The sequence below is a fragment of the Flavobacterium sp. KBS0721 genome, from assembly GCF_002007065.3.
Classification (GTDB): Bacteria; Bacteroidota; Bacteroidia; order Flavobacteriales; family Flavobacteriaceae; genus Flavobacterium; species Flavobacterium piscis.
The window spans coordinates 1,604,533-1,626,913 of the sequence record NZ_CP042170.1 but is presented as its reverse complement, the minus strand read 5'-3'; the positions used below and the strand labels follow the sequence as shown (position 1 = coordinate 1,626,913).

Below are 22,381 nucleotides of genomic sequence, written 5' to 3'. Positions count from 1 at the left end.
ACACACTTTTAATAAAATCCATATGAAATACTACATAATAGCAGGTGAAGCTTCCGGAGATCTACACGGTTCAAATTTAATGAAAGCTTTATACGAGGAAGATCCTCAGGCCGACATTAGATTTTGGGGAGGTGACTTAATGCAAAAAGCAGGCGGAACTTTAGTAAAGCACTATCGTGAATTGGCTTTTATGGGTTTTGTTGAAGTAATTTTTAATTTAAAAACCATTTTAAACAATATCAAGATTTGCAAAAAAGACATCTTAGAATTTCAGCCTGATGTTTTAATTTTTATTGATTATCCCGGGTTTAATATGCGAATTGCAAAATGGGCAAAAGCATTAAATTATAAAACTCATTATTATATTTCACCTCAAATTTGGGCCTGGAAAGAAAACCGTATCAAAGCGATCAAAGAAGACGTTGATAAAATGTTTGTGATTTTGCCTTTCGAAAAAAGCTTTTACGAAGACAAACATCATTTTCCGGTAGATTTTGTGGGACATCCTTTAATTGATGCTATCCAGAATCAGCCTGCTTTTGATGAAGCTACTTTCAGAGCACAACATCAATTAGGCGAAAAACCCATCATTGCTGTTTTGCCGGGAAGCCGTAAACAGGAAATCACCAAAATGCTAAGCGTTATGCTAAGCGTTGTGGATGATTTTCAGGATTATGAATTTGTAATTGCAGGCGCGCCAAGTCAGGATTATGAGTTTTACCAACAATTTATAAAAAACAAAAATATCGCATTTGTTTCGAATAGAACTTATGATTTACTTCGTTCTTCGACTGCCGCTTTGGTAACTTCAGGAACTGCAACTCTGGAAACGGCTCTTTTTAAAGTTCCGGAAGTAGTGTGTTATAAAGGAAGCTCCATCTCTTACCAAATTGCGAAACGCATTATTACTTTAAAATACATTTCGCTGGTTAACTTAATTATGGATCAGGAAGTTGTAACTGAATTGATTCAGAGTGAATGCAATACAAAACGTATTAACGAAGAATTGCAAAAATTATTAGAACCAACTTATCGCGAAAAATTACTTCAGAATTATGATATTCTGGAGCAAAAATTGGGCGGAGTTGGTGCAAGTAAAAAAACAGCAAAACTTATTGTAGCTGATTTGAAATAATTAAAGATTTTTGGTTTGAAAAAAATACTTCTCATATTTCTTTTAGTCGTCTTTTTTGTTTCTTGTAAATCGACGTCAACTGCTGTGAGCAAAAAAGAATCAAAGACCGAAAATAAAAAAGAAAACAGATATGTAGTTAATAATCTGATTAGGAAAGCGACAGATAATATTGGTGTAAAATACAAAGCCGGCGGCACTACAAAAAATGGTTACGATTGTTCAGGATTAGTATTTACTACTTTTGAATCAGAAAATATCAAGTTGCCAAGACCCTCTTATGAACAAGCAAAAATTGGAAAAATAATTAAAGTTAATGATGCTCAAAAGGGCGATTTAATTTTTTTTAAAACCAATAAAAGCAAACAAATTAATCATGTTGGCCTTATCACCGAAGTTAATTCAAATGAAATTAAGTTCGTTCACTCTTCAACTTCAAAAGGAGTTATAATTTCTTCTACAAAAGAAGCGTACTATCAAAATTCATTTGTACAAATCAATAGGGTTATTGAATAACAAATAAATAAAATATATCTTTTTTCTTACAAAATATTTAATACTTTTAAACCATGAAAGTATTAGATTTCCCGTTAACCAAAATTACGATTTGGTTTCTTTTTGGTATTTTGTTTTGTTATTATTGTAAGCCGTCATTAGATATTGCTATGTCAGTATTTATAGTAGCAATAATTGTGTTTACGATCTTGTATTTTCTTATCAAAAGAAATAAAAGGTTCACTACTTTTTTTGGAATCAACACTTATTTTATTTCGTTTGTTATTGGAATTTTAACCTTGCTTCTTCATACTAATTCCCTTCAAAAATCTAATTATATTCATTGCAAAAAAGCATTTGAAACTCCGCAAATTATCACCTTCACTTTACGGGAAAAACTAAAAAGTAATACTTACAATGATAGGTTTATTGCGATAATAAACAATATTGATGGGGGAAATTATTCCGGTAAAATCATTGTCAACATTCAAAAAGACAGCCTTAAAAATCTGATTATTGGAAATGTAATCAAAGTAAAAACAGTTTTACAACAAAATAGTTCAAACAAAAATCCCAACCAATTTGACTACGGTAAATATCTGGCAGATAAGCAAATTTACGCGCAGATCTATACGAACAAAACAGAAATCACTATTAATAAAAACCCTAAAAAAGACATTTGGTATTATTCCGGCCGACTGCATTCGCGTATCGTTCGTAATCTTGAAAAAGCCAATTTTAACAATGAAGAAATGAATGTTGCTCTCGCACTTATTCTAGGGCAACAACAAGATATTTCCTCTGATATTATTCAGGATTATCAGTATTCCGGAGCGACACACATATTATCGGTTTCAGGATTACATGTAGGCTTTATAATGCTTTTTATCAATTTTATTTTAAAACCAATTCCAAATACCCGAAAAGGTTCTCTGATAAAATTAATTTCGATTTTATTATCCTTAGGCGCTTTTGCCATAATTTCAGGGTTATCGCCATCTGTTTTACGTTCTGTTGTGATGTTTTCATTTTTGGCAATAGGAAACCAGTTACGCCGAAGCGGAAGTATTTACCATACCTTACTGGTCTCAATGTTACTAATATTACTTTGTGAACCCTATTTTTTATTTGATGTTGGTTTTCAGTTAAGCTATCTTGCTTTGTTTTTTATTGTTTGGCTGCAACCATTATTAAAACAAATCTGGACTCCAAAACATAAAATTCAAACAACAATCTGGAATGCATTAACGGTTTCGTTTGCCGCACAAATTGGTACTTTGCCTTTGTGCTTGTATTATTTTCATCAATTTCCGGGATTATTTTTCGTTACCAATATTGTTATTATTCCAATTTTATCTTTTATAATGATCGCTGGAATTATAGTAATGATTCTCGCGATTTTCATGTCTCCTCCCGCTATCATCATAGAAATTTTCGAAAAAAGTATTTACCTATTAAACAAAACGATTCATATTGTAGCTTCGTTTGAATGGTTCGTAATACGAGATATCAGTTTCAACTTTTATTATCTCCTTACTTTTTATATTTTCATTATTTCGGCAATCGTCTGGAGTAAAAAGCCCAATTACAATCAATTTGTTTTTTTATTAATTACGATAGTTCTGCTGCAGCTATCTTTTATCTACACCAAAAAAGAAATCGAAAACACAAACGAATTGATTGTTTATAACACCAAGAAAAATACGCTTCTTTCTGAAAGAACAGGAAAGAAAATTACGCTTTTTACAAATGATACTCTATCGAAAAACAGCATTCTCAATGCTTATTTAGTTGGAAATTTTGGAAAATTATCATCAACCAATAAAATTAAAAACGTCTTATATTTTAATGGAAAAAAAATATCCATAATAGACAGCTCCGGAATTTATGAAACCAGGATTCAACCTGATATCTTGATTCTTACCCAATCGCCTAAAATAAATTTAGATCGAATATTAGAAGATCTACATCCAAAAATAATAATCGCCGATGCATCAAATTCATATTCGATCCAGAAAACATGGAAATATACTTGTCTCAAAAAAAATATCCCTTTTCACGCAACGAGCGAAAAAGGATATTATAAATTAAATTAGAATAAAATTAAACGAGTTTATTCTCCGTTTAATATCATCCTAGCATCCGATATCCATTTTTTTGCCCCACCAAAATTGTAATCAAGCAAACCCAGTTTGTTAATCATGGGCTTGTTCTTTCTGATAGATGCTGTAGCCAGGCAAACTTTTGGCAATTCCTCAATTCCCAAAGCTTCCTTTAGCTTAACATTTTGTTCTCTGTCTTCTGGAGATAAGGTCGCATCAGACAAATCAAGTTTTAGCAAAATGATATTTTTATTGGACCAATCTAAAAAATCACGTGTTGCAAAAACTTCGTTCTGAATACTCTGCGAAATTCCCGATGATGTAAAGAAAATCAAAAGCGGTTTTCTTTGCTCATCACACATTTTAAGGGCATCAATCATATTTGTTTTCCAAACTAAATTTTGTGAATGTAAAAACGAGGAACCCAAAATAAATAAAAAAATAAGTAGTTTTTGCTTCATATCTAATCCAAGTTTAAATTAAATTTATTTTACTAATTTAACATAAACGATATAAAAAACATATAGAATACGAGCGTAATTAATTAAAAATACGCAATCAATAATAAATCATTATTTTTTTGTTGGTTTCATAAAAAACAGGAGTTTAATTAACAAAGTACTGATTAACAGCAAAAAGCTCGTAAAAAAAATATCCCTTTTCGTTTAAAAAACGAAAAGGGAATCTACAAATTAAACTAAGAAACTTAATTTAAATTTAATTTATTCGCTAGGATGCAAAATTGCATTTGATTCTGCTATCCATGCTTTTGCACCACCTGGTTTATAGGCAATTTTTCCTAAAGCACTAAAAGTTGTTTTATTTTTTCGGATTGAAGCACTTGCAAAACATACTTCAGGCAATTCCTGTACACCAAATGCATTTTTTAATTTGATATTCTGCTCTTTATCGCTTTGATCGATAGCAGAGTCTGACAGGTCAAGTTTTACAAGAACAACATTATCACGGGACCAAACTGCAAAATCCGGAGTTTTAAAAATTTCATTCTGAAGATTTTCGGGTACACCTGAGGCAGTGAATAAAATTAACATTGGTCTTCTTAGGTCATTACTTATAGCAATTGCATCAGTCATGTTTGTTCTCCAAACTAAATTTTGTGCTTGCAGAAAAAATGAACCTAAAAAAAATAGTAGGATAAGTAATTTTTTAGTCATAATCTAATTGGTTTTGGTTAGTATAGCATGACGAAATTAACATATTATTTTAATTTTCCAATTTTTATTAATACAAAAAATACATTATATGTTTTTTTACACATAATAAAATATCAAAGTGTCAAAATACTCTGAAACAAATGAATACTTTTCTTACCAAACAAAAAAAACTCCTTACGCAAACGTAAGGAGTTTCTATACTATTATAGAGTATGTAGTTTTTAAGATTTTTTTGGATGAACAATCCCTTCAGCAACTGTTAACCAGGCAGATGGACCTCCGGCAACATATCCTGTTTGTCCCAATCCTTTAAAATTTACTTTACCATCTTTGGCTTCAGCACTTGTAAAATAAATGGTCGGAAATCCCTGAATCCCGAAAGCTTGTTGCAATTCGTTATTCTGATTTTTAATTTCCGGCGCTTGCGGTGTTCTTCTAGGATAGTCCAGCTCCACTAAAATGACATTATCTTTAGCCCATTTAGTAAATTCCGGTGTTTTTAAAACTTCAGTCTGCAAACGAATACACCAACCACACCAATCACTTCCCGTAAAAAACATCAACATTGGTTTTTGTTCTTTATTACTTACAGTAATTGCCTCTCTTACATCAGTATACCATTTTAAGTCTTGCGCCTGTACTGCAAATGCACCAACTAAAAACAAGGTTATTAAAAATATTTTTTTCATGGTCTTTTTAATTTTTGACAAATTTAAACAAAAAAAGAATCCGTATATAAGTCTATTTTACTTCCTGCATTAATTTCCTGATAAAAGGAGAAATTGCCAATAAAATCAATCCTGCAACTAGGGAATATATCGCCAATTGATAATATCCTTCTGTATACGATTGCAGTTTAGAGACTAAAGTATCTCCCGTATTAGATCTCGAAATCTGCGCTCCCAGTTTACCTGCAGCCAATTGACCAAAAGCACTTGCCAGAAACCATAATCCCATCATCATACCAAAAAGTCTTTTTGGAGACAATTTTGTAATAATCGACATTCCGATTGGTCCTAAACAAAGCTCACCAATAGTGGTTATTAAATAAGCAAAAGTAAATACATTTAAAGAAGCAATTCCCTTAGAATTTGCAAAGAATTTCGTTAGATAGAAAATATAGAATGAAGCTGCAAGAAATAAAAATCCAATTCCGAATTTAATTAAAGTATTCGGTTCAATTTTTCGTTTTCCAAGCCATATCCACAATAATCCAATAAGCGGACTTAAAACCACTACAAAAAATGTATTAGAACTATTATTGACAACATTGGGATCAATAGTAAAAAACAGCAATTGATCATTCAGATTATCTTTCGCAAAAAGCGACAATGAGCCGCCACTTTGTTCGTAAATAGAATTAAACAAGAAATAGAAAAACACAAACAGAAAAGCTGCAAAAAGCTTCTTTTGTAATTTAGCATCTGCTAATTTAAACAATTCATAGGCAAAATATAAAACGGCAATTGTACCAATAGTATACATGAAATAATCTGTATATTTAGTATTCTTTACCATTATAAAAATAAAAGGCAAACTCAAAATAGACAAAGCATATACCGCAATTTCACTGATTCTTCTTTTATTTTTCTCTAAATGCAATAATGGAGAATCTCCAATTGGTCCTAAATATTTTTTAGTAAACAAAAAGGTAATTAATCCTAAAAACATCACAATTGCCGCTGATAAAAAGCACAATTGCCAAGAATAAAATTTCCCTAAATAAACGCATAACGCACCACCAAAAAGTCCTCCAACATTTATTCCCGCATAGAACATTCCGTAACCGGCATCTCTTCGTCCGTCGTTTTCGTGATACAATTCTCCTACCATCGACGAAACATTAGGCTTAAAGAACCCAGTCCCTATAATCGAAAAAGCAATTCCGTAATAAAAGAAATCATGAGGCGCAACGGCAATCAAAAGATTCCCTAAAATCATTACAATTCCTCCAAAAAACAGTGACTTTTTGAAACCCAGCACTTTATCTGCAAAAATACCTCCAATAAAAGTAAAGGCATATACAAAAGCCTGAATAGCGCCATATTGTTCACTGGCATGATCTTCTTTCAAAAAAAGCTGATCTACCATAAAAATCACAAGAACACCGCGCATTCCGTAAAAACAAAAACGCTCCCACATTTCAACAAAAAACAAATACCACAATTGTTTTGGGTAATTGCCTTTAAAATTTTGAATTTCCTCTAAAGTGATCTTCTGCTCCATTTATTTATACATAATTTAATTGATTCCTCTTTCTTTCATCACCTTGTTAAGCTGCTTTACCAAAACAAACATTAGTACAGTTGCAAACATTAACAATGCAAAATTAACCCAAAAAAAGTTGGCTTTGTTGTCGTACGTATCCCACATACTCGCCAAAACTCCACTTAACTTATTACCTATAGAAGTTGACAAAAACCAACCTCCCATCATTAAGGACGTAATATTTACCGGACTTAATTTAGATACTACCGACAAGCCCATCGGACTTAAAAATAATTCTCCGATTGTTATGATTCCGTAATTTGCGACCAGCCACCAGGCACTCACTTTTTCTGCTCCGTCATGACCAATTTGTACTGCAGCTACCATTACCAAAACAGACAGTGCCGAAATTAGCAAACCAAAAGCAATTTTTGTAGGTGTTGAGGGTTCTTTTTTTCTGGATCGTAAAAAAGAGAAAAATGCAACAATCAAAGGGGTTAGTATAATTACCCAGGCAGGATTTATAGACTGACTTAAATTGGTTGCCCAAAGATGCACTTTCGCACCTTCTGCAGGTAATTTTTCCGGAGCAACATTTCTAAAGTATAATGGGTAATTTACTTCTGTTTCTACCACTCCATTTACTTTTTGCAAACGAAATTGTTCATCATATACCTCAGTTGATACTTTTTTATATTCTACTTCTTTGGCTAATTTTAGTTTACCTACAAACTGACCAGCAGTTCCGGTTACTTCTCTGTCCGTATAACGATCAGCCCAGGTAGTAAGTGCCGAACCATTAAGTTTAAAAACGGCCCAAAATAAAATTACGACTCCAAAAATAGCCAATAAAGCTCCAATTGGTCGTTTATCTTCTACTTTAGCCTTAAAATAAAGTGACCCGTAAAAGAAAACTATCGGAATACAGGCAAAAATAAAAGCATCTGTACTATCTGAACCAAAGATATAACTATCTAAATTAGTTTCTGAAGCAACGCCTTTTATCAACCAGCCAATAGCTCCGAAAACAAAAGAAGGCAACAAGATAAACAGAATAATTTTATAGAACGGCATATCGCCTTTCTGCACTCCTTTTTTCTGATCGTATCCTACATAATGTTTTGTACCTAATAAAAACACGATAACACCTATAAACATCCCGACACCGGCAGCCATAAAAGCCCAATGCCATCCTAAAAGAATCTGCAAGACAGCACCAAAGAAATTACAAATAAAAGCCCCAACATTGATTCCCATATAGAAAATATTGTAGCCTTCGTCTTTTTTATCTTTATACTCTTCTTTAGAATAAAAACTTCCTAATAATGTAGAAATATTAGGTTTAAAAAAACCATTACCAACAATCACCAAAGTCATGGCAATATAAAGCACTGTTATATCGTGCACTCCCATTAAGAAGTATCCAATACCCATTAAAATCCCGCCAAAAACAATAGATTTTTTGTAGCCCAAATACCTATCAGCAACAAGTCCTCCAATAAAAGGTGTTAAAAAAACTAAAGCTATAAAAGTTCCGTATAAATCAGAAGCTTCTTTCTCGGTCATTGAAAATCCATCTTTTACATCTTTTAGATATAAAGTAAAAATCCCGATCATTAAATAATAACCAAAACGCTCCCACATTTCAGATAAAAACAAATAAGGAAGTGCTTTTGGGTGTTTTTTCCACATAACTGTAATCTCTTTAAAATTAAAATTACCTACAAGCCTAAACCTGTAGGTAATTTTTATATATTATTAGTATTATTTATCGAACACCGTGCATCATCTTTTTCAGGAACGGAGTCAAAGCAAATAATATAATTGCTGCGATACCGGTTAAAACAACAAATACCATAAAGAATTCATATAAATTGTGAATTTCGAATCCGGCAAAAAAGTGATTGTGAGCACTAATCTGATGTTGATCTAATAAAGCTATTTGCTCTGCAGTTGGCGTAATTTTATTATCTAAAACTGCCTGAAGATCGATTCCTAATTCTTTTGCTTTTGCAAATTTATCACCAGTAGCCGGCAATATAGAACCTAAAGTTCCTCCAAGAGCGTAACCTGATGCATTCGACAAAAAGAATACTCCGTACAATAAAGAAGAAAAACGTTTTGGAGATAATTTACCTACCAATGATAAACCAATTGGAGACAAACATAACTCAGCACATGTATTTAAAAAATATAATAGTATAAGCCATTTCACTAATAATAATCCCGAAGTTCCGATATAAGAAACCTGAGTAGCAATCATAAAGAAACTAATAGAAATTACCACTAAACCTACAGCTAATTTTACAGGAGAAATTGGCTCTTTATCTTTAGCTCTTAAAGTATCCCAAAGAATACTGAAAGGTACTGCTAAAATCACCACAAATAATCCGTTGAAAATTTGAACCATTGATGGCGGCATTAACCAGCCAAAGAAATTTCTATCAGTTTGGTTATCCGCTATGAAAGTTAAAGACGAACCTGCTTGTTCAAAAGCTGCCCAGAAGAAAATAATAAAGAACGAAACGATATAAATTACAATAATCCTGTCTCTTTCTATTTTTGTCAAAGAAGTATCTGAAATAATTAATCCGGCCAATGACAAACCACTTGAGTAAATCAGGGTATAAATTAAGTTTTGTTCTACTACATAGTGAAAAAAGAATCCTAAAGCTACAAATGCAATTCCGGCAATAGCCAAAGCTTTATTAGAAAAATTAGCTTTTTGCGCTTCTCCTTCTTCAAAATCAGAAGCATCGTTTTTAGAAGGCAAACCTCCTAATGGTTTTCCTTCAGGAGAAACCACATATTTATTTTTCAAAAAGTAAAAAAGTAATGTACCTAATAACATTGCAATAGAGGCCGCCATGAATCCCCATCTAAAAGCATGGATATCTCTAATTCCGCCACTATCTTTTACATCTCCTAATAAAGGACAAATCGACTGACCTAAAAAAGCTCCGATGTTAATTCCCATATAGAAAATAGTAAATGCACTATCTAATTTTGTTTTTTCCTGTTTAGGATACAAACTTCCCACCATACTGGAAATATTTGGTTTGAAGAATCCGTTACCAAAAACAATAACTCCTAAGGCAGAGTACATGATGATTTTAGCTAAAGGCAAATTTGCTTCAAAAACACTACCACTTGTAAATAATAGCATTTGTCCAATTGCCATTAATAATCCTCCTAAAAGGATACAGTTTCTGTTACCCAAAAAACGATCGGCTACAAAACCTCCCAACATTGGCGTCAAATAACAAAGTCCAAGGAAACCTCCATAAATTAAAGATGCTTCTTCTTCCTTCATCAATAGTGAATTCACAAGAAATAAAGTTAATAAAGCCCGCATTCCATAAAAGTTGAATCGCTCCCACATCTCCGTTCCAAACAATACCCAAAGTCCTTTTGGATGCGCAGTTTTTACTTGAGTTTCTCCCATATTATTTATTATTTGATTAAGGTTTAAAGTTTTAGATTATAAATTTTCTTTGATAAAGTTAGTCATTTTATTATAAAGCTGAATTCTCGTTGCACCGCCGTAAATACCATGATTTTTATCCGGATATATCTGAGAATCAAATTGTTTATTGGCCTGAATTAACGCTTCCATCATTTGCATAGAGTTCTGCACATGAACGTTGTCATCACCTGATCCGTGAATCAGTAAAAACTTACCTTTTAATTTACTAACGTGATTTATTGGTGAGTTTTGATCGTATCCGCTTGCATTTTCCTGAGGAGTCTGCATGTATCTTTCGGTATAAACACTGTCATAAAAACGCCAGTTGGTTACCGGAGCAACTGCAATCGCCATTTTAAAGACATCGTTTCCTTGAAAAATACAGTTCGAAGCCATAAATCCACCATAACTCCATCCGAAGATTCCAATTCTTGCAGCATCAACATAAGAATAAGCTCCAATTAATTTAGCTGCATCGATTTGATCCTGAACTTCGTATTTCCCTAATTCTTTTTGAGTAACTTTTTTGAAATCAGCACCTTTGAAACCAGTTCCTCTTCCATCAACACAAGCCACTATATAACCTTGTTGTGTTAGCGAAGCAAACCAATAATCATCAGAATTATTCCAATCGTTATTTACTTGCTGGGATCCAGGACCAGAATACTGGTACATGAAAACAGGATATTTTTTTGAAGGATCAAAATCTTTTGGTTTCAAAATCCAGGCATTCAGTTCGTTTCCTTTAGCCGTTTTTAAAACAAAAAATTCCTTTGTTGGTAAACTATAGTTTTTCAATTTGGCCGCTAGAGCCTGATTGTTTTCGATAACCTGAATTTCTTTTCCTGTTTTAGACTCATTTAAAGTATAAGTCGTAGGCTGAGAGGCACTTGAGAAGGTATTAATAAAAAATTGGAAGTTAGGGCTAAAAGTAGCTGTACTTGTTCCCACTTTTGCTGTTAAGCGTAATTTGCTTTTTCCGTCTAAACCAATTCTGTAGATATCTCTGTTGATAGAACCATTTTCTGTAGATTGGTAGAAAATAGTTTTGTTTTTTTCGTCGAAACCGTAGTAAGATACTACTTCCCAGTTTCCTTTTGTAACCTGATTTTTAAGTTTTCCTGTTTTATCATACAAATAGATATGATTAAAACCGTCTTTTTCGCTTGTCCAGATAAAACTGTTATCTTTTAAGAAAGTCAAATTATCTGTAACATCAACATACGCTTTGTCTTTTTCATTTAGAACCACTTTTGCAGCAGCTGTAGTTCCGTCAACAAACAGTAAATCAAGATTATCCTGGTGGCGGTTTAAAACCTGAGCTGACAATACATTGTTATCATTTGTCCATTGTAACCTTGCAATATAAAAGTCATTATAATTATCTAATGCTACTTTTTTAGTGCTATTTGCAGCTGCATCATATATATGTAATGAAACTACTGAGTTTTTCTCTCCTGCTTTAGGATATTTGAACGTTTCGATAGTGGGATATAAATCTTTATGGAACATCGACATCGAAAATTCCGGAACCTGGCTTTCATCAAAACGAATGTAAGCTAGTTTTTTACTGTCTTTACTCCAGTCAAAAGCCCGGACAAAAGCAAATTCTTCTTCATAAACCCAATCCGTAATACCATTAATGATGGCGTTTTTCTTTCCATCGGTTGTAACAGCTGTAGATTTTTTTGAAGCTAGATCGTATACATAAAGATTATTTTCTTTTGCATAGGCAATTTTAGTTCCGTCAGGCGAAAAAGTGGGTTCCTGAACCTGAAAATCAAAAAGTTTCGTTAGTGATTTTGTTGTTATATCGTATAAAAAATAGTCTGCTGTAAAAGAGTGGCGAAAGATTTTATTTGTATTACAAGCAATTAGGATCTTTTTTTCAGAAGCATCAAAAGTATAACTATCAATTCCTTCAGCAAGTTCCTTATGATTTTTAGCATCAATTAAGTTCGATACTTTTTTTAGGGTAGCAAAATCATATAAATCAATCTGCATACTTCTACTGGCCTGATCTACATTTAAAACTGTGTATTGGTCTGTATTCTTTAGTGATTGCAATTCATCCATTCCTTTTGCACGAAATGCTCCGCTATAAATATCTTCGACAGTAATTTTTTGTTGACCAAAAACAGTAGCCACTAAAAATAAAAGTATTACAGTAATTTTACTCGTATTCATTGAGAATTATTTTAAATATAAAAAAGAGCCCAATTTTAGTAAAAAAAATGAACATAATACACATTTCAACTGTTAAATGTTAAAAAAAATAACGTTTGCGTCCTTTTCAAATTTGAAATACATTACAAACAAAACTCTTAAAATGGTATCTTTGCCGCGACATTATTATTTAAAATACTGAGAATGAACAACGCTGTTGCCGGATTTTCTAAATTATCCAAAAAAGAAAAAATAAACTGGATCGCCAATACCTATTTTTCAAGCCCTGAAGAAGCACTAACTATTATAAGAAATTACTGGAATTCAGACGAGAAGCTGCAGCAGTTGCATGACGAATTCATCGAAAACACCATTACAAACCTTTATATCCCACTTGGAGTTGCTCCTAATTTTTTAATCAACGGAAAATACAAAACCATTCCAATGGCAATTGAGGAGAGTTCCGTGGTTGCAGCAGCCTCAAAAGCAGCAAAATACTGGGCAACCCGCGGAGGATTTAAAGCAACTGTAATTGATACCGAAAAAATTGGTCAGGTTCATTTTACTTTCAACGGAGACGCAGAAAAATTACATTCATTCTTTGATCAGATAAAATCAAAATTTTTCTCTGACACACAAAGCATTACCAAAAACATGCAACAACGTGGCGGAGGAATTTTAGATATTAAACTAAAAGACAAAAGAAGCTTATTAGAGCATTACTTTCAGCTGCACGCTACTTTTGAGACCAAAGACAGTATGGGTGCCAACTTCATCAATTCTTGTCTGGAACAATTTGCTACTACTTTAAAGGAAGAATTTCAAGATTCTGATTTATTTTCAGAAGACGAACATTTAAAAGTGGTTATGAGTATTTTATCCAACTATGTTCCTAATTGTATTGTTAGAGCCGAAGTTTCCTGCCCTATTGAAGATTTAACAGAAAAACATATTCCTAATCCGCAAGAATTTGCAGAGCGTTTTTTACAGGCCGTGCAAATTGCCGAAGTAGAACCTTTTAGAGCCGTAACCCACAATAAAGGAATTATGAACGGAGTTGATGCGGTAATTCTCGCGACCGGAAATGACTTTAGAGCTGTCGAAGCCGGAGTTCATGCCTACGCTTCAAAAAATGGTCAATATGCCAGTTTATCCCATGCTAAAATCGAAGACGGAATTTTTACTTTCTGGCTCGAAATTCCTTTGGCATTAGGAACTGTTGGTGGATTAACCTCTTTACATCCTTTGGTGAAACTATGTTTTGACATACTCGAAAAACCATCTGCAAAAGAATTAATGCAAATTGTTGCCGTTGCCGGTTTGGCACAAAACTTTGCTGCATTGCGATCACTAACCACAACCGGAATTCAGGAAGGCCACATGAAAATGCACTTAAACAATATCATCAACCAATTTGAAGCTACCGAAGAAGAACGTCATTTAATTAAAACTCACTTTAAGAAAAATGCTGTATCTCATAGTGCAGTTGTTGAATTTATCGAAACTATAAGAAAACAAAGTAAATAAAAATTCCAAAAGAATATAGCCTAAAAATAAATTCCAAATCCCAACGATAATTGGAATTTGGAATTTTCAAATATTGGAATTTATTTTAAAATAAAGCATGAAAACAACCTATTACAGTAACGGAAAACTCTTAATTACAGGCGAATATTTAGTTTTAGATGGCGCCAGAGCTTTTGCATTACCCACAAAATTTGGACAAAATTTAATTGTAGAAAATGGCTCAAACCAGAAAATTCAATGGGAAAGCTATGATTTTGACGAAAACATCTGGTATCAGGACACGATTTCATTTTCTGAAATTACAAACAAAGTCGATGCAAAAATCGAAACTGTAAAAACAACTTTACTGCAGATTTTAAATGAAGCGTATCTTTTAAATCCTGATTTCATCAATAATTCAGAAGGATACAAAATCAGCACCAACCTTACATTTCCAAAAAAATGGGGACTTGGGACTTCTTCCACATTATTAAATAATATTGCACAATGGACCAATATCGATGCTTTTACGCTCTTAAAAAATAGTTTTGGCGGAAGCGGTTATGATATCGCCTGTGCACAAAACGATACTCCAATTGTATATCGCATTGAACAAAATTTACCTGTCGTAGAAACAGTACATTTTAATCCTGATTTTACGCAAAACATCTATTTTGTTTACCTTAATAAAAAACAAAATAGCAAAGCAGCCATTAGTGCGTATTACAACAATAAAAACCAACATTTAGCCCATAATATCATTGACAATAATAAAATCACCGATACTATTCTAAATGCTAAAACAGTAAAAGAATTTGCTATTGCAGTAGAAAAGCATGAAATTCACATGAGTGACATTCTCGAAATACGCACTATAAAAGAAGTTGCTTTTCCGGATTTTAAAGGTGTTGTTAAAAGTCTTGGCGCTTGGGGCGGCGATTTTGTAATGGCAATTGCAAAAGAAGATCCAAAAGATTATTTTGTTTCAAAAGGATACGAAACGATTCTTACTTATGATGAAATGATATTACAGCAATAAAAAATATTTATCTGCAACCGTTATAAAAGCAAAAAAGTAAACTATTCGTTTACTTTTTTTTATTTTACGACGTCTTCTCCAGATGTCGGACTTTTTGAGTTTCCAGTTCGTTTGATTCTATCAAAGTATTGTGTAAACGTTCTGCCATTTTTTCGATACTGTTGTTAATAGAATCATACACAACTTCCATCCTGCGATGTTTCTCCTCCTTCACGGCTTTTAAAACATCTTCAACAAAAGCTTTGTCATATTTTTCAGCAACAGAATCACGAGTATTGGTAAGCCTGATCACATAATCGTTACTCATAATCGTAACTTTAAAATGCTGCTCTTCATTACTCAAATAATACTTACCAGCCAGCTCATCACTATTGATATCAGTACTGCTCAATTTTAAAAGCTCTGTAATTATTCCAAAAATGTGATTTTCAATTTTAGAATAGACTCTGGGCCTTTTTTTCAACAAATTAAACATAAACACTAAATGCTTGATTATTAAAGTACTTGATCATTATTCTTTTGTAATTTTATTTAACAACCTTTAGATTAACAAAAAATTGTTAACATAAAAATCGGAACAAATTAACTGTAATATTTTGAATATCACAAACTTTTCACTTACATTTCTATTATTCCTATATAACTTAAGAAAAATGAGGTGATAATTATTACAAAAAACACTATTCATATAAAAGAAAAACCCGAAACATTCATTAAGAACGTTTCGGGTTTTATATTGAAACCTTTATTTACTAAAGACTAGTAATTAAATTGCAATCTGTTATCTTCAATTTTAGCGTTAGCTTTCAATGCAGGCAAAATTCTGCTTGCATCAGATGCGCTTTGAGCTTTCACTTTCGCTACATATTCTGCGTGATTTGCAGCAGCAGGCGCTTTTATAGTACTAATGTTTTTTACAACATATACTCCTGTATTTCCTTCGATTGGAGCAGAAATTTTGTTTGCTGTTAATGCAAATGCATTACCAACAACTTTAGGCTCTTGTCCAACTCCACCAGGTAAAACCGGATTATCCATAGTAACATTTGCTGCTTGTTGAACTGCTACACCAGCGCTTTTAGCAATTGCCTCGATAGTAGAACCTTTCATTTTATCTTTTAGCATTTCAGCTTTTTTCTTGTTTTTCAAGATTGACTCAACGTATGGTCTTGCCACTGTTACAGATACTAAACCTGATTTGTTTTCGCTTTTGTATTGAGCAATTACATGACCAATATTAGCGATCTCAAAACGTTTTACATCTCCAACACTAGTTTCTTTGTCATAAGCCCATCTGATAATGTTACGTTGGTTTCCTAAAGGACCAAACGCTTCATCCATAGCTTTTGCAGTTACAGGAGGAGCTACTTTTAAACCTAACTCTTTTGCTGTAGCATTAAAATCTTTATTAGCAGCATCCATTTCGAATTTAGTCGCTAATGTAAATACTTTATCAGAAGTAGCTTCAGAAGGCTCAATTTTTTGAGCAATTGTTGCTAAACGAATTCCGTCTTGTTTATCAGTAATTTTGATAATGTGAAATCCAAAAGGAGTTTCAACTAAACCAACTTTTCCAATTCCGTTACTGAATACAAAATCATTGAATGGTTTTACCATTTGGTTTGGACCAAAATATCCTAAATCACCACCTTGTTGTGCAGATGAATCATCAGAACTTGTAAAAGCCAACATCATGAAACTATCCGGATTTGCCTGAACCTGAGCCAAAATTTCTTCTGCTTTAGCTTTAGCTTCTTCTTTAGTTCTTTTTTCTTTTTGATTTGGAGTTTGAGATCCTTCGTAACCAATTAAGATATGACTTGCTTTTGCATTTACACCAGCTTTAAATCCTAAAGATTTAGAAATAGCATAATATCTTCCGTAAACGTATGGTCCGTAAATTGCTCCTGCAGGTAAGCTGAATAATTTATCAGCATCAACAGCCGGTAAAGCATTTTTAGGAACGTAAGTAGAATCGTAAGGAACATCAGAATTTGAGTTTACAAATTCAGCAATGTTTGTAGCATTTCTAAAACCTGGCAAAGTATCGTTTTTACCTGTTTTTGCGTTGTACTCTACTCTACCGTTTAATAAAGCAGTGATTTTAGTTTTGATTTCAGCCTCATCTTCTTTTGAAGCTTTATCTTCTACTAAAACGTATTGAATTTCACGAGTTGCATCCGCTTTGAATTTTTTCTCGTTTTTCTTCATATAATCTACAATTTCTGAATCAGAAATTTTTACTTCGCTATCTTTAATCGAAGAATATAATGCAGCAGCATAAGCAAAGTTTACTTTGTTAGCTTCCATTTCATATTTCAATTTTCCTTCGCTTACAGTAGTATAAAGACCTGCTTTTACTAATGTGCTGTAGATTTGGAATTTTGCATTTAATTCAGCATCTTTTTCTTTTTCAGAAATGAATTGTGCCGCTTCAGGATTAGCTTTAAAGTATTCTTTAAATTTCGCTACATCAAAAGCACCAGCAGCATTTAGGAACATTGGATTTTTACCAATGTTTGGATCTGATTTTAAAACTTCAAGCAAGTGTTTCTCACCTACTCTTAATCCTAATTTATCAAACTGAGAAGATAATAATGCGATTGAAACTTCTTGATCCCAAACTCTGTTTGCAGCTTCAGTGGAAGTAATTCCTTGCCCACTTTTTTCAACATTACTAACTTTAACTCTAAAGTCTTCAAATGAAATATCTTTTCCATCGATGCTTCCCACATCCTTTGAACTTTGACCGAAACTCCCTCTAGTGAATAGATCTTGTATTATAAATGCAAATAATGCAAGTGCAATAACTCCTATCAATAAAGCGGAACGCTGTCTAATTTTTGCTAAAACTGCCATTTTTATTATCGTTAATTTTATATTCAGTTTGCGAAAATACAATTATCTAGTTAATAACAATACAACTAGCGTTTTATTTTCAATATTTTTTTTTATTAATTTAAAAAATCACTCTTTTATTGTCAATTTGACCAATTCAATTTTCTTATTTGTGGCTTCTTCAATCACGAAATGATAGCTGTCAATCACTATTTCTTCACCTTTTTGAGGGATTTCTTTGGTAGAATTAACAATAAAGCCACCTAATGTTCCGTAAGAATCTTCTTCAGGAATACCCAACTTATATGTTTCATTAAGATACTCAACATCTAATCTGGTCGAGAACAAATACTTACCCTCACCTAACTCTTTTTCAATTAATTCTTCTTCCTCTGAATCATGTTCGTCTTCGATTTCTCCAAAAAGTTCTTCGACTATATCTTCTATCGTTATTATCCCGGAAGTTCCTCCATATTCATCTAAAACAACAGCAACGTTTTTTCGTTTTTTAATCAACAAATTCAAAGCGTCTTTTATCAAAATCGTTTCCGGCACAAATTCAACCGTCATTAAAACTGATTTTATTGTTTTGGGTTTCTTAAACAAATCAAACGAATGTACATAACCCACAATATCATCAAGAGAATTTTGACTGACCACAATTTTAGAATACCCTGTTTCTATAAATAAAGCTTTAAGATCCTCGATACTATCAAATAAATCGATGTCGACTATTTCTGTACGTGGTGTCATAATATCACGCGCTTTTACGCCCGAAAACTCTAATGCGTTCTGAAAAATCTGAATTTCCGAATCGACTTCTTCATCATCTTCAACAGAATTCATTTGCTCTGTGATATAATTTCCAAGCTCGATTTTACTAAAATACAATTGCACCTGATCACCTTCTGTTTTGAAAAATTTTCGCAGTACAAAATCCGAAATCCAGATAAAAAAAGTAGATATATAGTAAAATAACCTATAAAACAAATAGGCCGGAATGGCAAAAATCTTAATTAATGAATTGGCATAGATTTGAAAAAATACCTTCGGGAAAAACTCTGCCGTTATCAAAACGACAAAAGTCGAAATTATGGTTTGAACCAATAAGCTCGTAAGATTAGAAAAATGAAATCCTAAATTGCCAATACATTTTAGAATTAAATCTCCCATATAAAACCCATAAACTACCAATGCTACATTGTTACCAATAAGCATTGCAGCAATAAATTTTGAAGGATTTTCTGTAAGTTTGGTTAGAATTTGGGATAAAAAATTATCTTGTTTTTTTTCGATTTCAAGATAAATTTTATTCGAAGAAATAAAAGCTATTTCCATTCCTGAAAAAAAGGCTGATAGTATTAAACATAGTATTATAATACTAATTTCCATTTTTTACTGTTTTTTGTTACGTTCATCAAATTTCTTGACAAACTTTCTTCTGAAGAAAAACATAAATATAGCCATACCAGCAATTAAAAAGCTCAATGTAGCGGTATCATTTCCTTCGTTTATTTTTGTAAACCCATCATAGATGAAGTAAACTGCAAATGCTATGTAAACGTATTGTGTATATTTTAAGTAACCCATAATTATAATTTTTCGTCTGATTCAAATTCACCGCTAACACGCTGCGAATTAATCACTTTAAAGTCTTTACTAAAATCAATTCCCTGCCCGTAAGAAACACCTTTAGCATCTGTAAGCTTAAATTTTCTTTCGGTGTAAAACCATTCGTTTTTCTGATCAAAATACAACTGCTCCGTTTCAAGCATCTGCCCGGTTTCTGAAGTAATCTTAACCTTTCCCTGCAAATCTATTATACCGGTTAATTTATATGAAACGGCATAATTAGACACTATAAAAGTACGCTTTTGTTTTTTATCGTATAAAGTAACATCAATTCCTTTTGGAAACTCGGTAAAAGGAAAATCCAAATTAGAGTAATCCAGCATTTTTGGACTTTTCAAAACTCCGGTAATAAGTCCTGAATCTGTATATTTTATATTTACAGTATCAGCATCACTCCCCGGAACAAATTCTGAGAAGTTAATTTTTTGAACTTCTTTAAAATTACTTTCGCATCCAAAAAACAGTGTCACAGTAAAAACTGTGACAACCGCTATAATATATCTTTTTGGTAAATTCATTTGCCAAATGTAGTAAATTGTACGAGCTTATAAAAACACAATTTTTACGCTTAATTGAATTTAGTTTTTACAAACCATCTGTCGTTGAAAGAAAAACTCAAACTAAAGTTGAAATAATTCTCCTGAACCAAAGCTGCAGATGTTGTTCCTCTTTTACCATATTCAATTCCAACATTTACGTTTGAAAAAGTTCCGCCACCAATTGGAATTCCAGCCCCTAAAGACATTCCAACATCATTGATTGATTCGTTATTAACAACCAGACCAAGTTTCTCATATTTCAATCCGGCTCTATAAGTAATTCTGCTTAAATAACTGGTAAAAGAAGCATAGTTAGGAATAAAATATCCACCTACTGCATACTTTTGATATTTTTCGTAACTTACGTTAGGAGCGGCATTATAATAATTGGCAAGTTCTCCGTTACCTTGAAAAGCAAGTGTAGTACCTACTAACCATTTTCTTGCCTGCCCGATACCTGCACCAATTGTAATTTTATTTGGCAGTTTTAATTTATCTTCCTGCGCAGGAGCCTGATAAGGATCCGGATCTCCATCTACCGCAATAACTCTGGTACTATTTGAATTTAGAGTACTTGCAAAAGTATACGCTAAACTAGTAAATACGCTTAATTTTTTATTGATTTTTGTTTGATACATTGTACCAATATTAAAACTCACCCCTGACAACTCAGAAGCATTAGTTTCGCTTGTACCATTTTGAACTCCAGTAGCAAGCTCAATAGTTGTAGTGGTAATTTTACCAAAATTATATTGTACATCAGTTCCAATATTCCACTTAGGTGTAATTTTGTATCCTAAACCTAAAAATACTTTATTCACGCCGCCTTTCCCCTGAAGTTGAGAACTTGTCCCGTCTGGTATAGCAGTCTGGTCATTTAAGATTCTATAGTCAACAGAAGTTACAGGAACCAAACCAAACGCTGCACCAAATTTTCCCATTGGGATTCCCACTGCTAAATAATCAAAAGTAGATTTTTGTGATTTTGCAGATTCTTCAGTAGTTTTTAGTTTTGCACTTCCAAAAGTTCCTCCAACGGTAAAAGTAGTTTGTCTTAAACTAGCATAACTTGCCGGATTTTCAATATTCAAATGGATACTATCCTGCTCTACAGAAACTCCAGCCATAGACCTATTTTCAAGAGTTCCTTTAAATCTAACATCCCCAATTCCGAAGAAAGAATAAGGAGATGCACCCTGTTGAGCAAATGAAACGAACGAGATAAGCAAACAAGCGCTTACTATAATTTTTTTAATCATTGTCGATTTTTATATTGAAATGTTTGGTTCAAACTTTCTAAAAGAAAATTTGAATTGGCAAATATGGTATTTTTTAATCGTTTAGCCAAAAAAACTGCATCGCCTCCCGTTAAAATTATTATAAAATTTGAAAAGTTTGCCCGATATTCATCGATAAAACCATCAATCTCATAGACGAAGCCATTTACAACTCCGGAATGAATGGCCTGTTTTGTTGAGTTTCCTATATAGTTTTCAGGCGTTTCAAAAGCCAGCAAAGGCAACTTGGCCGTGTAGTGATGCAACGCCTCATATCGCAATCGTAAACCCGGAGAAATTGCTCCGCCCAGATAATTATCATTTTCGTCGATAAAATCGTAGGTAATACAAGTTCCAGCATCTATTACTAACCTGTTTTGTTTAGGAAACTGCAAAGTAGCTCCGGAAGCCAAAATCATTCTGTCAATTCCTAAAGTTTTTGGGGTCGCATATTTATTTACGAAAGGAAAAACATCTTCATGAGTAAAAAAATGAATATTCAGCTCTTTTTCGAAAGTCAAGAAAGATTCTTTTTCGATTTTTCCGACTGATGCAACAACCAAATCGGAGCAGTTTGAAAATTTTTTTAAAATTTTTTTAATTTTTTCTTCAAGCTCATTTTTCTCAAAAACAAAGTTTTCAAGAACAGTACTCTCCTCAAAAACAGCCGCTTTAATTCGAGTATTACCCACATCAATTGTTAAAATCATATTTATTTCTTTACCATTGCGAAGATACGAATTGATTTTTTTAAAAAAATGTTTTGGATAAACGAAAAATGATTCTATATTTGCACCCGCATTGAG

Annotated in this window: 19 protein-coding genes; 5 read left to right on the top strand and 14 right to left on the bottom strand. The window is 32.8% G+C overall.

Features of this window, described 5'->3' with window-relative positions; translation table 11 throughout:
* The first annotated feature begins 22 nt into the window (after window positions 1–22).
* The 3 genes from lpxB to B0M43_RS07230 are packed head-to-tail and all read left to right on the top strand — an operon-like array spanning window position 23 to window position 3,723.
* Window positions 23–1,135 (top strand): lipid-A-disaccharide synthase, encoded by a 1,113-nt coding sequence (lpxB, locus tag B0M43_RS07240; RefSeq protein ID WP_078006332.1) that lies wholly within the window; start codon window positions 23–25, stop codon window positions 1,133–1,135.
* 15 nt (window positions 1,136–1,150) lie between these two features.
* Window positions 1,151–1,648 (top strand): C40 family peptidase, encoded by a 498-nt coding sequence (locus B0M43_RS07235; RefSeq protein ID WP_078006333.1) that lies wholly within the window; start codon window positions 1,151–1,153, stop codon window positions 1,646–1,648.
* Window positions 1,649–1,701: 53 nt separating this feature from the next.
* Window positions 1,702–3,723: a ComEC/Rec2 family competence protein gene (locus B0M43_RS07230; protein WP_078006334.1), complete on the top strand. Its 2,022-nt coding sequence runs from the start codon at window positions 1,702–1,704 to the stop codon at window positions 3,721–3,723.
* A gap of 17 nt (window positions 3,724–3,740) precedes the next feature.
* Here the strand turns inward: B0M43_RS07230 and B0M43_RS07225 are convergent, their stop codons facing one another.
* The 7 genes from B0M43_RS07225 to B0M43_RS07195 all read right to left on the bottom strand — a co-directional run bounded on the left by B0M43_RS07225 (window position 3,741) and on the right by B0M43_RS07195 (window position 12,765).
* Window positions 3,741–4,190: a hypothetical protein gene (locus B0M43_RS07225; RefSeq protein ID WP_078006335.1), complete on the bottom strand. Its 450-nt coding sequence runs from the start codon at window positions 4,188–4,190 to the stop codon at window positions 3,741–3,743.
* 261 nt (window positions 4,191–4,451) lie between these two features.
* On the bottom strand, window positions 4,452–4,904 hold the full coding sequence (locus B0M43_RS07220; RefSeq protein WP_065449225.1) for a hypothetical protein: 453 nt from the start codon (window positions 4,902–4,904) through the stop codon (window positions 4,452–4,454).
* Window positions 4,905–5,125: 221 nt separating this feature from the next.
* Complete coding sequence (locus B0M43_RS07215) at window positions 5,126–5,593, bottom strand: thioredoxin family protein (protein ID WP_078006336.1); 468 nt, start codon at window positions 5,591–5,593, stop codon at window positions 5,126–5,128.
* A 52-nt stretch (window positions 5,594–5,645) separates the two neighbouring features.
* Window positions 5,646–7,130, bottom strand: coding sequence for a peptide MFS transporter (locus B0M43_RS07210; protein ID WP_078006337.1), 1,485 nt, complete (start codon window positions 7,128–7,130; stop codon window positions 5,646–5,648).
* 15 nt (window positions 7,131–7,145) lie between these two features.
* Window positions 7,146–8,804: a peptide MFS transporter gene (locus B0M43_RS07205; RefSeq protein ID WP_078006338.1), complete on the bottom strand. Its 1,659-nt coding sequence runs from the start codon at window positions 8,802–8,804 to the stop codon at window positions 7,146–7,148.
* Between the two features lie 76 nt (window positions 8,805–8,880).
* Complete coding sequence (locus B0M43_RS07200) at window positions 8,881–10,557, bottom strand: peptide MFS transporter (protein ID WP_065449221.1); 1,677 nt, start codon at window positions 10,555–10,557, stop codon at window positions 8,881–8,883.
* A gap of 36 nt (window positions 10,558–10,593) precedes the next feature.
* Entirely contained in the window at window positions 10,594–12,765 is a 2,172-nt protein-coding gene (locus B0M43_RS07195; RefSeq protein WP_078006339.1) for a S9 family peptidase, read from the bottom strand.
* Window positions 12,766–12,948: 183 nt separating this feature from the next.
* Here B0M43_RS07195 and B0M43_RS07190 point away from each other — a divergent pair, with 183 nt between their 5' ends.
* Together B0M43_RS07190 and B0M43_RS07185 are read left to right on the top strand one after the other, a co-directional pair.
* Window positions 12,949–14,271, top strand: coding sequence for a hydroxymethylglutaryl-CoA reductase, degradative (locus B0M43_RS07190; RefSeq protein WP_078006340.1), 1,323 nt, complete (start codon window positions 12,949–12,951; stop codon window positions 14,269–14,271).
* Window positions 14,272–14,368: 97 nt separating this feature from the next.
* A complete protein-coding gene (locus tag B0M43_RS07185) occupies window positions 14,369–15,289 on the top strand; it encodes a GYDIA family GHMP kinase (protein ID WP_078006341.1) in 921 nt (306 codons plus the stop codon).
* A 64-nt stretch (window positions 15,290–15,353) separates the two neighbouring features.
* Here the strand turns inward: B0M43_RS07185 and B0M43_RS07180 are convergent, their stop codons facing one another.
* From B0M43_RS07180 to B0M43_RS07150, 7 genes are all read right to left on the bottom strand, one after another.
* Complete coding sequence (locus B0M43_RS07180; protein WP_246860204.1) at window positions 15,354–15,680, bottom strand: hypothetical protein; 327 nt, start codon at window positions 15,678–15,680, stop codon at window positions 15,354–15,356.
* A gap of 368 nt (window positions 15,681–16,048) precedes the next feature.
* A complete protein-coding gene (locus B0M43_RS07175; RefSeq protein ID WP_078006343.1) occupies window positions 16,049–18,148 on the bottom strand; it encodes a peptidylprolyl isomerase in 2,100 nt (699 codons plus the stop codon).
* A 108-nt stretch (window positions 18,149–18,256) separates the two neighbouring features.
* Window positions 18,257–19,519 carry a hemolysin family protein gene (locus B0M43_RS07170; RefSeq protein ID WP_078006344.1) on the bottom strand — a complete coding sequence of 421 codons (1,263 nt, stop codon included), beginning with the start codon at window positions 19,517–19,519 and terminating at the stop codon, window positions 18,257–18,259.
* Between the two features lie 3 nt (window positions 19,520–19,522).
* Entirely contained in the window at window positions 19,523–19,717 is a 195-nt protein-coding gene (locus B0M43_RS07165) for a hypothetical protein (protein WP_065449214.1), read from the bottom strand.
* A 2-nt stretch (window positions 19,718–19,719) separates the two neighbouring features.
* Window positions 19,720–20,277, bottom strand: coding sequence for an LPS export ABC transporter periplasmic protein LptC (gene lptC, locus B0M43_RS07160; protein WP_065449213.1), 558 nt, complete (start codon window positions 20,275–20,277; stop codon window positions 19,720–19,722).
* Window positions 20,278–20,327: 50 nt separating this feature from the next.
* Window positions 20,328–21,557 carry a hypothetical protein gene (locus B0M43_RS07155; protein WP_078006345.1) on the bottom strand — a complete coding sequence of 410 codons (1,230 nt, stop codon included), beginning with the start codon at window positions 21,555–21,557 and terminating at the stop codon, window positions 20,328–20,330.
* A complete protein-coding gene (locus B0M43_RS07150; RefSeq protein WP_065449211.1) occupies window positions 21,554–22,285 on the bottom strand; it encodes a type III pantothenate kinase in 732 nt (243 codons plus the stop codon). Before B0M43_RS07150 ends, B0M43_RS07155 begins: the two co-directional genes overlap by 4 nt.
* Window positions 22,286–22,381: the final 96 nt, after the last annotated feature.

Excerpts from the sequence above, each read along its gene's own strand:
- B0M43_RS07170 (WP_078006344.1), bottom strand. The coding sequence starts at position 19,519 with ATGGAAATTAGTATTATAATACTATGTTTAATACTATCAGCCTTTTTT.
- B0M43_RS07150 (WP_065449211.1), bottom strand. The coding sequence starts at position 22,285 with ATGATTTTAACAATTGATGTGGGTAATACTCGAATTAAAGCGGCTGTT.
- B0M43_RS07220 (WP_065449225.1), bottom strand. The coding sequence starts at position 4,904 with ATGACTAAAAAATTACTTATCCTACTATTTTTTTTAGGTTCATTTTTT.
- B0M43_RS07230 (WP_078006334.1), top strand. The coding sequence starts at position 1,702 with ATGAAAGTATTAGATTTCCCGTTAACCAAAATTACGATTTGGTTTCTT.
- lpxB (WP_078006332.1), top strand. The coding sequence starts at position 23 with ATGAAATACTACATAATAGCAGGTGAAGCTTCCGGAGATCTACACGGT.
- B0M43_RS07210 (WP_078006337.1), bottom strand. The coding sequence starts at position 7,130 with ATGGAGCAGAAGATCACTTTAGAGGAAATTCAAAATTTTAAAGGCAAT.
- B0M43_RS07195 (WP_078006339.1), bottom strand. The coding sequence starts at position 12,765 with ATGAATACGAGTAAAATTACTGTAATACTTTTATTTTTAGTGGCTACT.
- B0M43_RS07215 (WP_078006336.1), bottom strand. The coding sequence starts at position 5,593 with ATGAAAAAAATATTTTTAATAACCTTGTTTTTAGTTGGTGCATTTGCA.
- B0M43_RS07200 (WP_065449221.1), bottom strand. The coding sequence starts at position 10,557 with ATGGGAGAAACTCAAGTAAAAACTGCGCATCCAAAAGGACTTTGGGTA.
- lptC (WP_065449213.1), bottom strand. The coding sequence starts at position 20,277 with ATGAATTTACCAAAAAGATATATTATAGCGGTTGTCACAGTTTTTACT.
- B0M43_RS07225 (WP_078006335.1), bottom strand. The coding sequence starts at position 4,190 with ATGAAGCAAAAACTACTTATTTTTTTATTTATTTTGGGTTCCTCGTTT.
- B0M43_RS07175 (WP_078006343.1), bottom strand. The coding sequence starts at position 18,148 with ATGGCAGTTTTAGCAAAAATTAGACAGCGTTCCGCTTTATTGATAGGA.
- B0M43_RS07165 (WP_065449214.1), bottom strand. The coding sequence starts at position 19,717 with ATGGGTTACTTAAAATATACACAATACGTTTACATAGCATTTGCAGTT.
- B0M43_RS07205 (WP_078006338.1), bottom strand. The coding sequence starts at position 8,804 with ATGTGGAAAAAACACCCAAAAGCACTTCCTTATTTGTTTTTATCTGAA.
- B0M43_RS07155 (WP_078006345.1), bottom strand. The coding sequence starts at position 21,557 with ATGATTAAAAAAATTATAGTAAGCGCTTGTTTGCTTATCTCGTTCGTT.
- B0M43_RS07185 (WP_078006341.1), top strand. The coding sequence starts at position 14,369 with ATGAAAACAACCTATTACAGTAACGGAAAACTCTTAATTACAGGCGAA.
- B0M43_RS07190 (WP_078006340.1), top strand. The coding sequence starts at position 12,949 with ATGAACAACGCTGTTGCCGGATTTTCTAAATTATCCAAAAAAGAAAAA.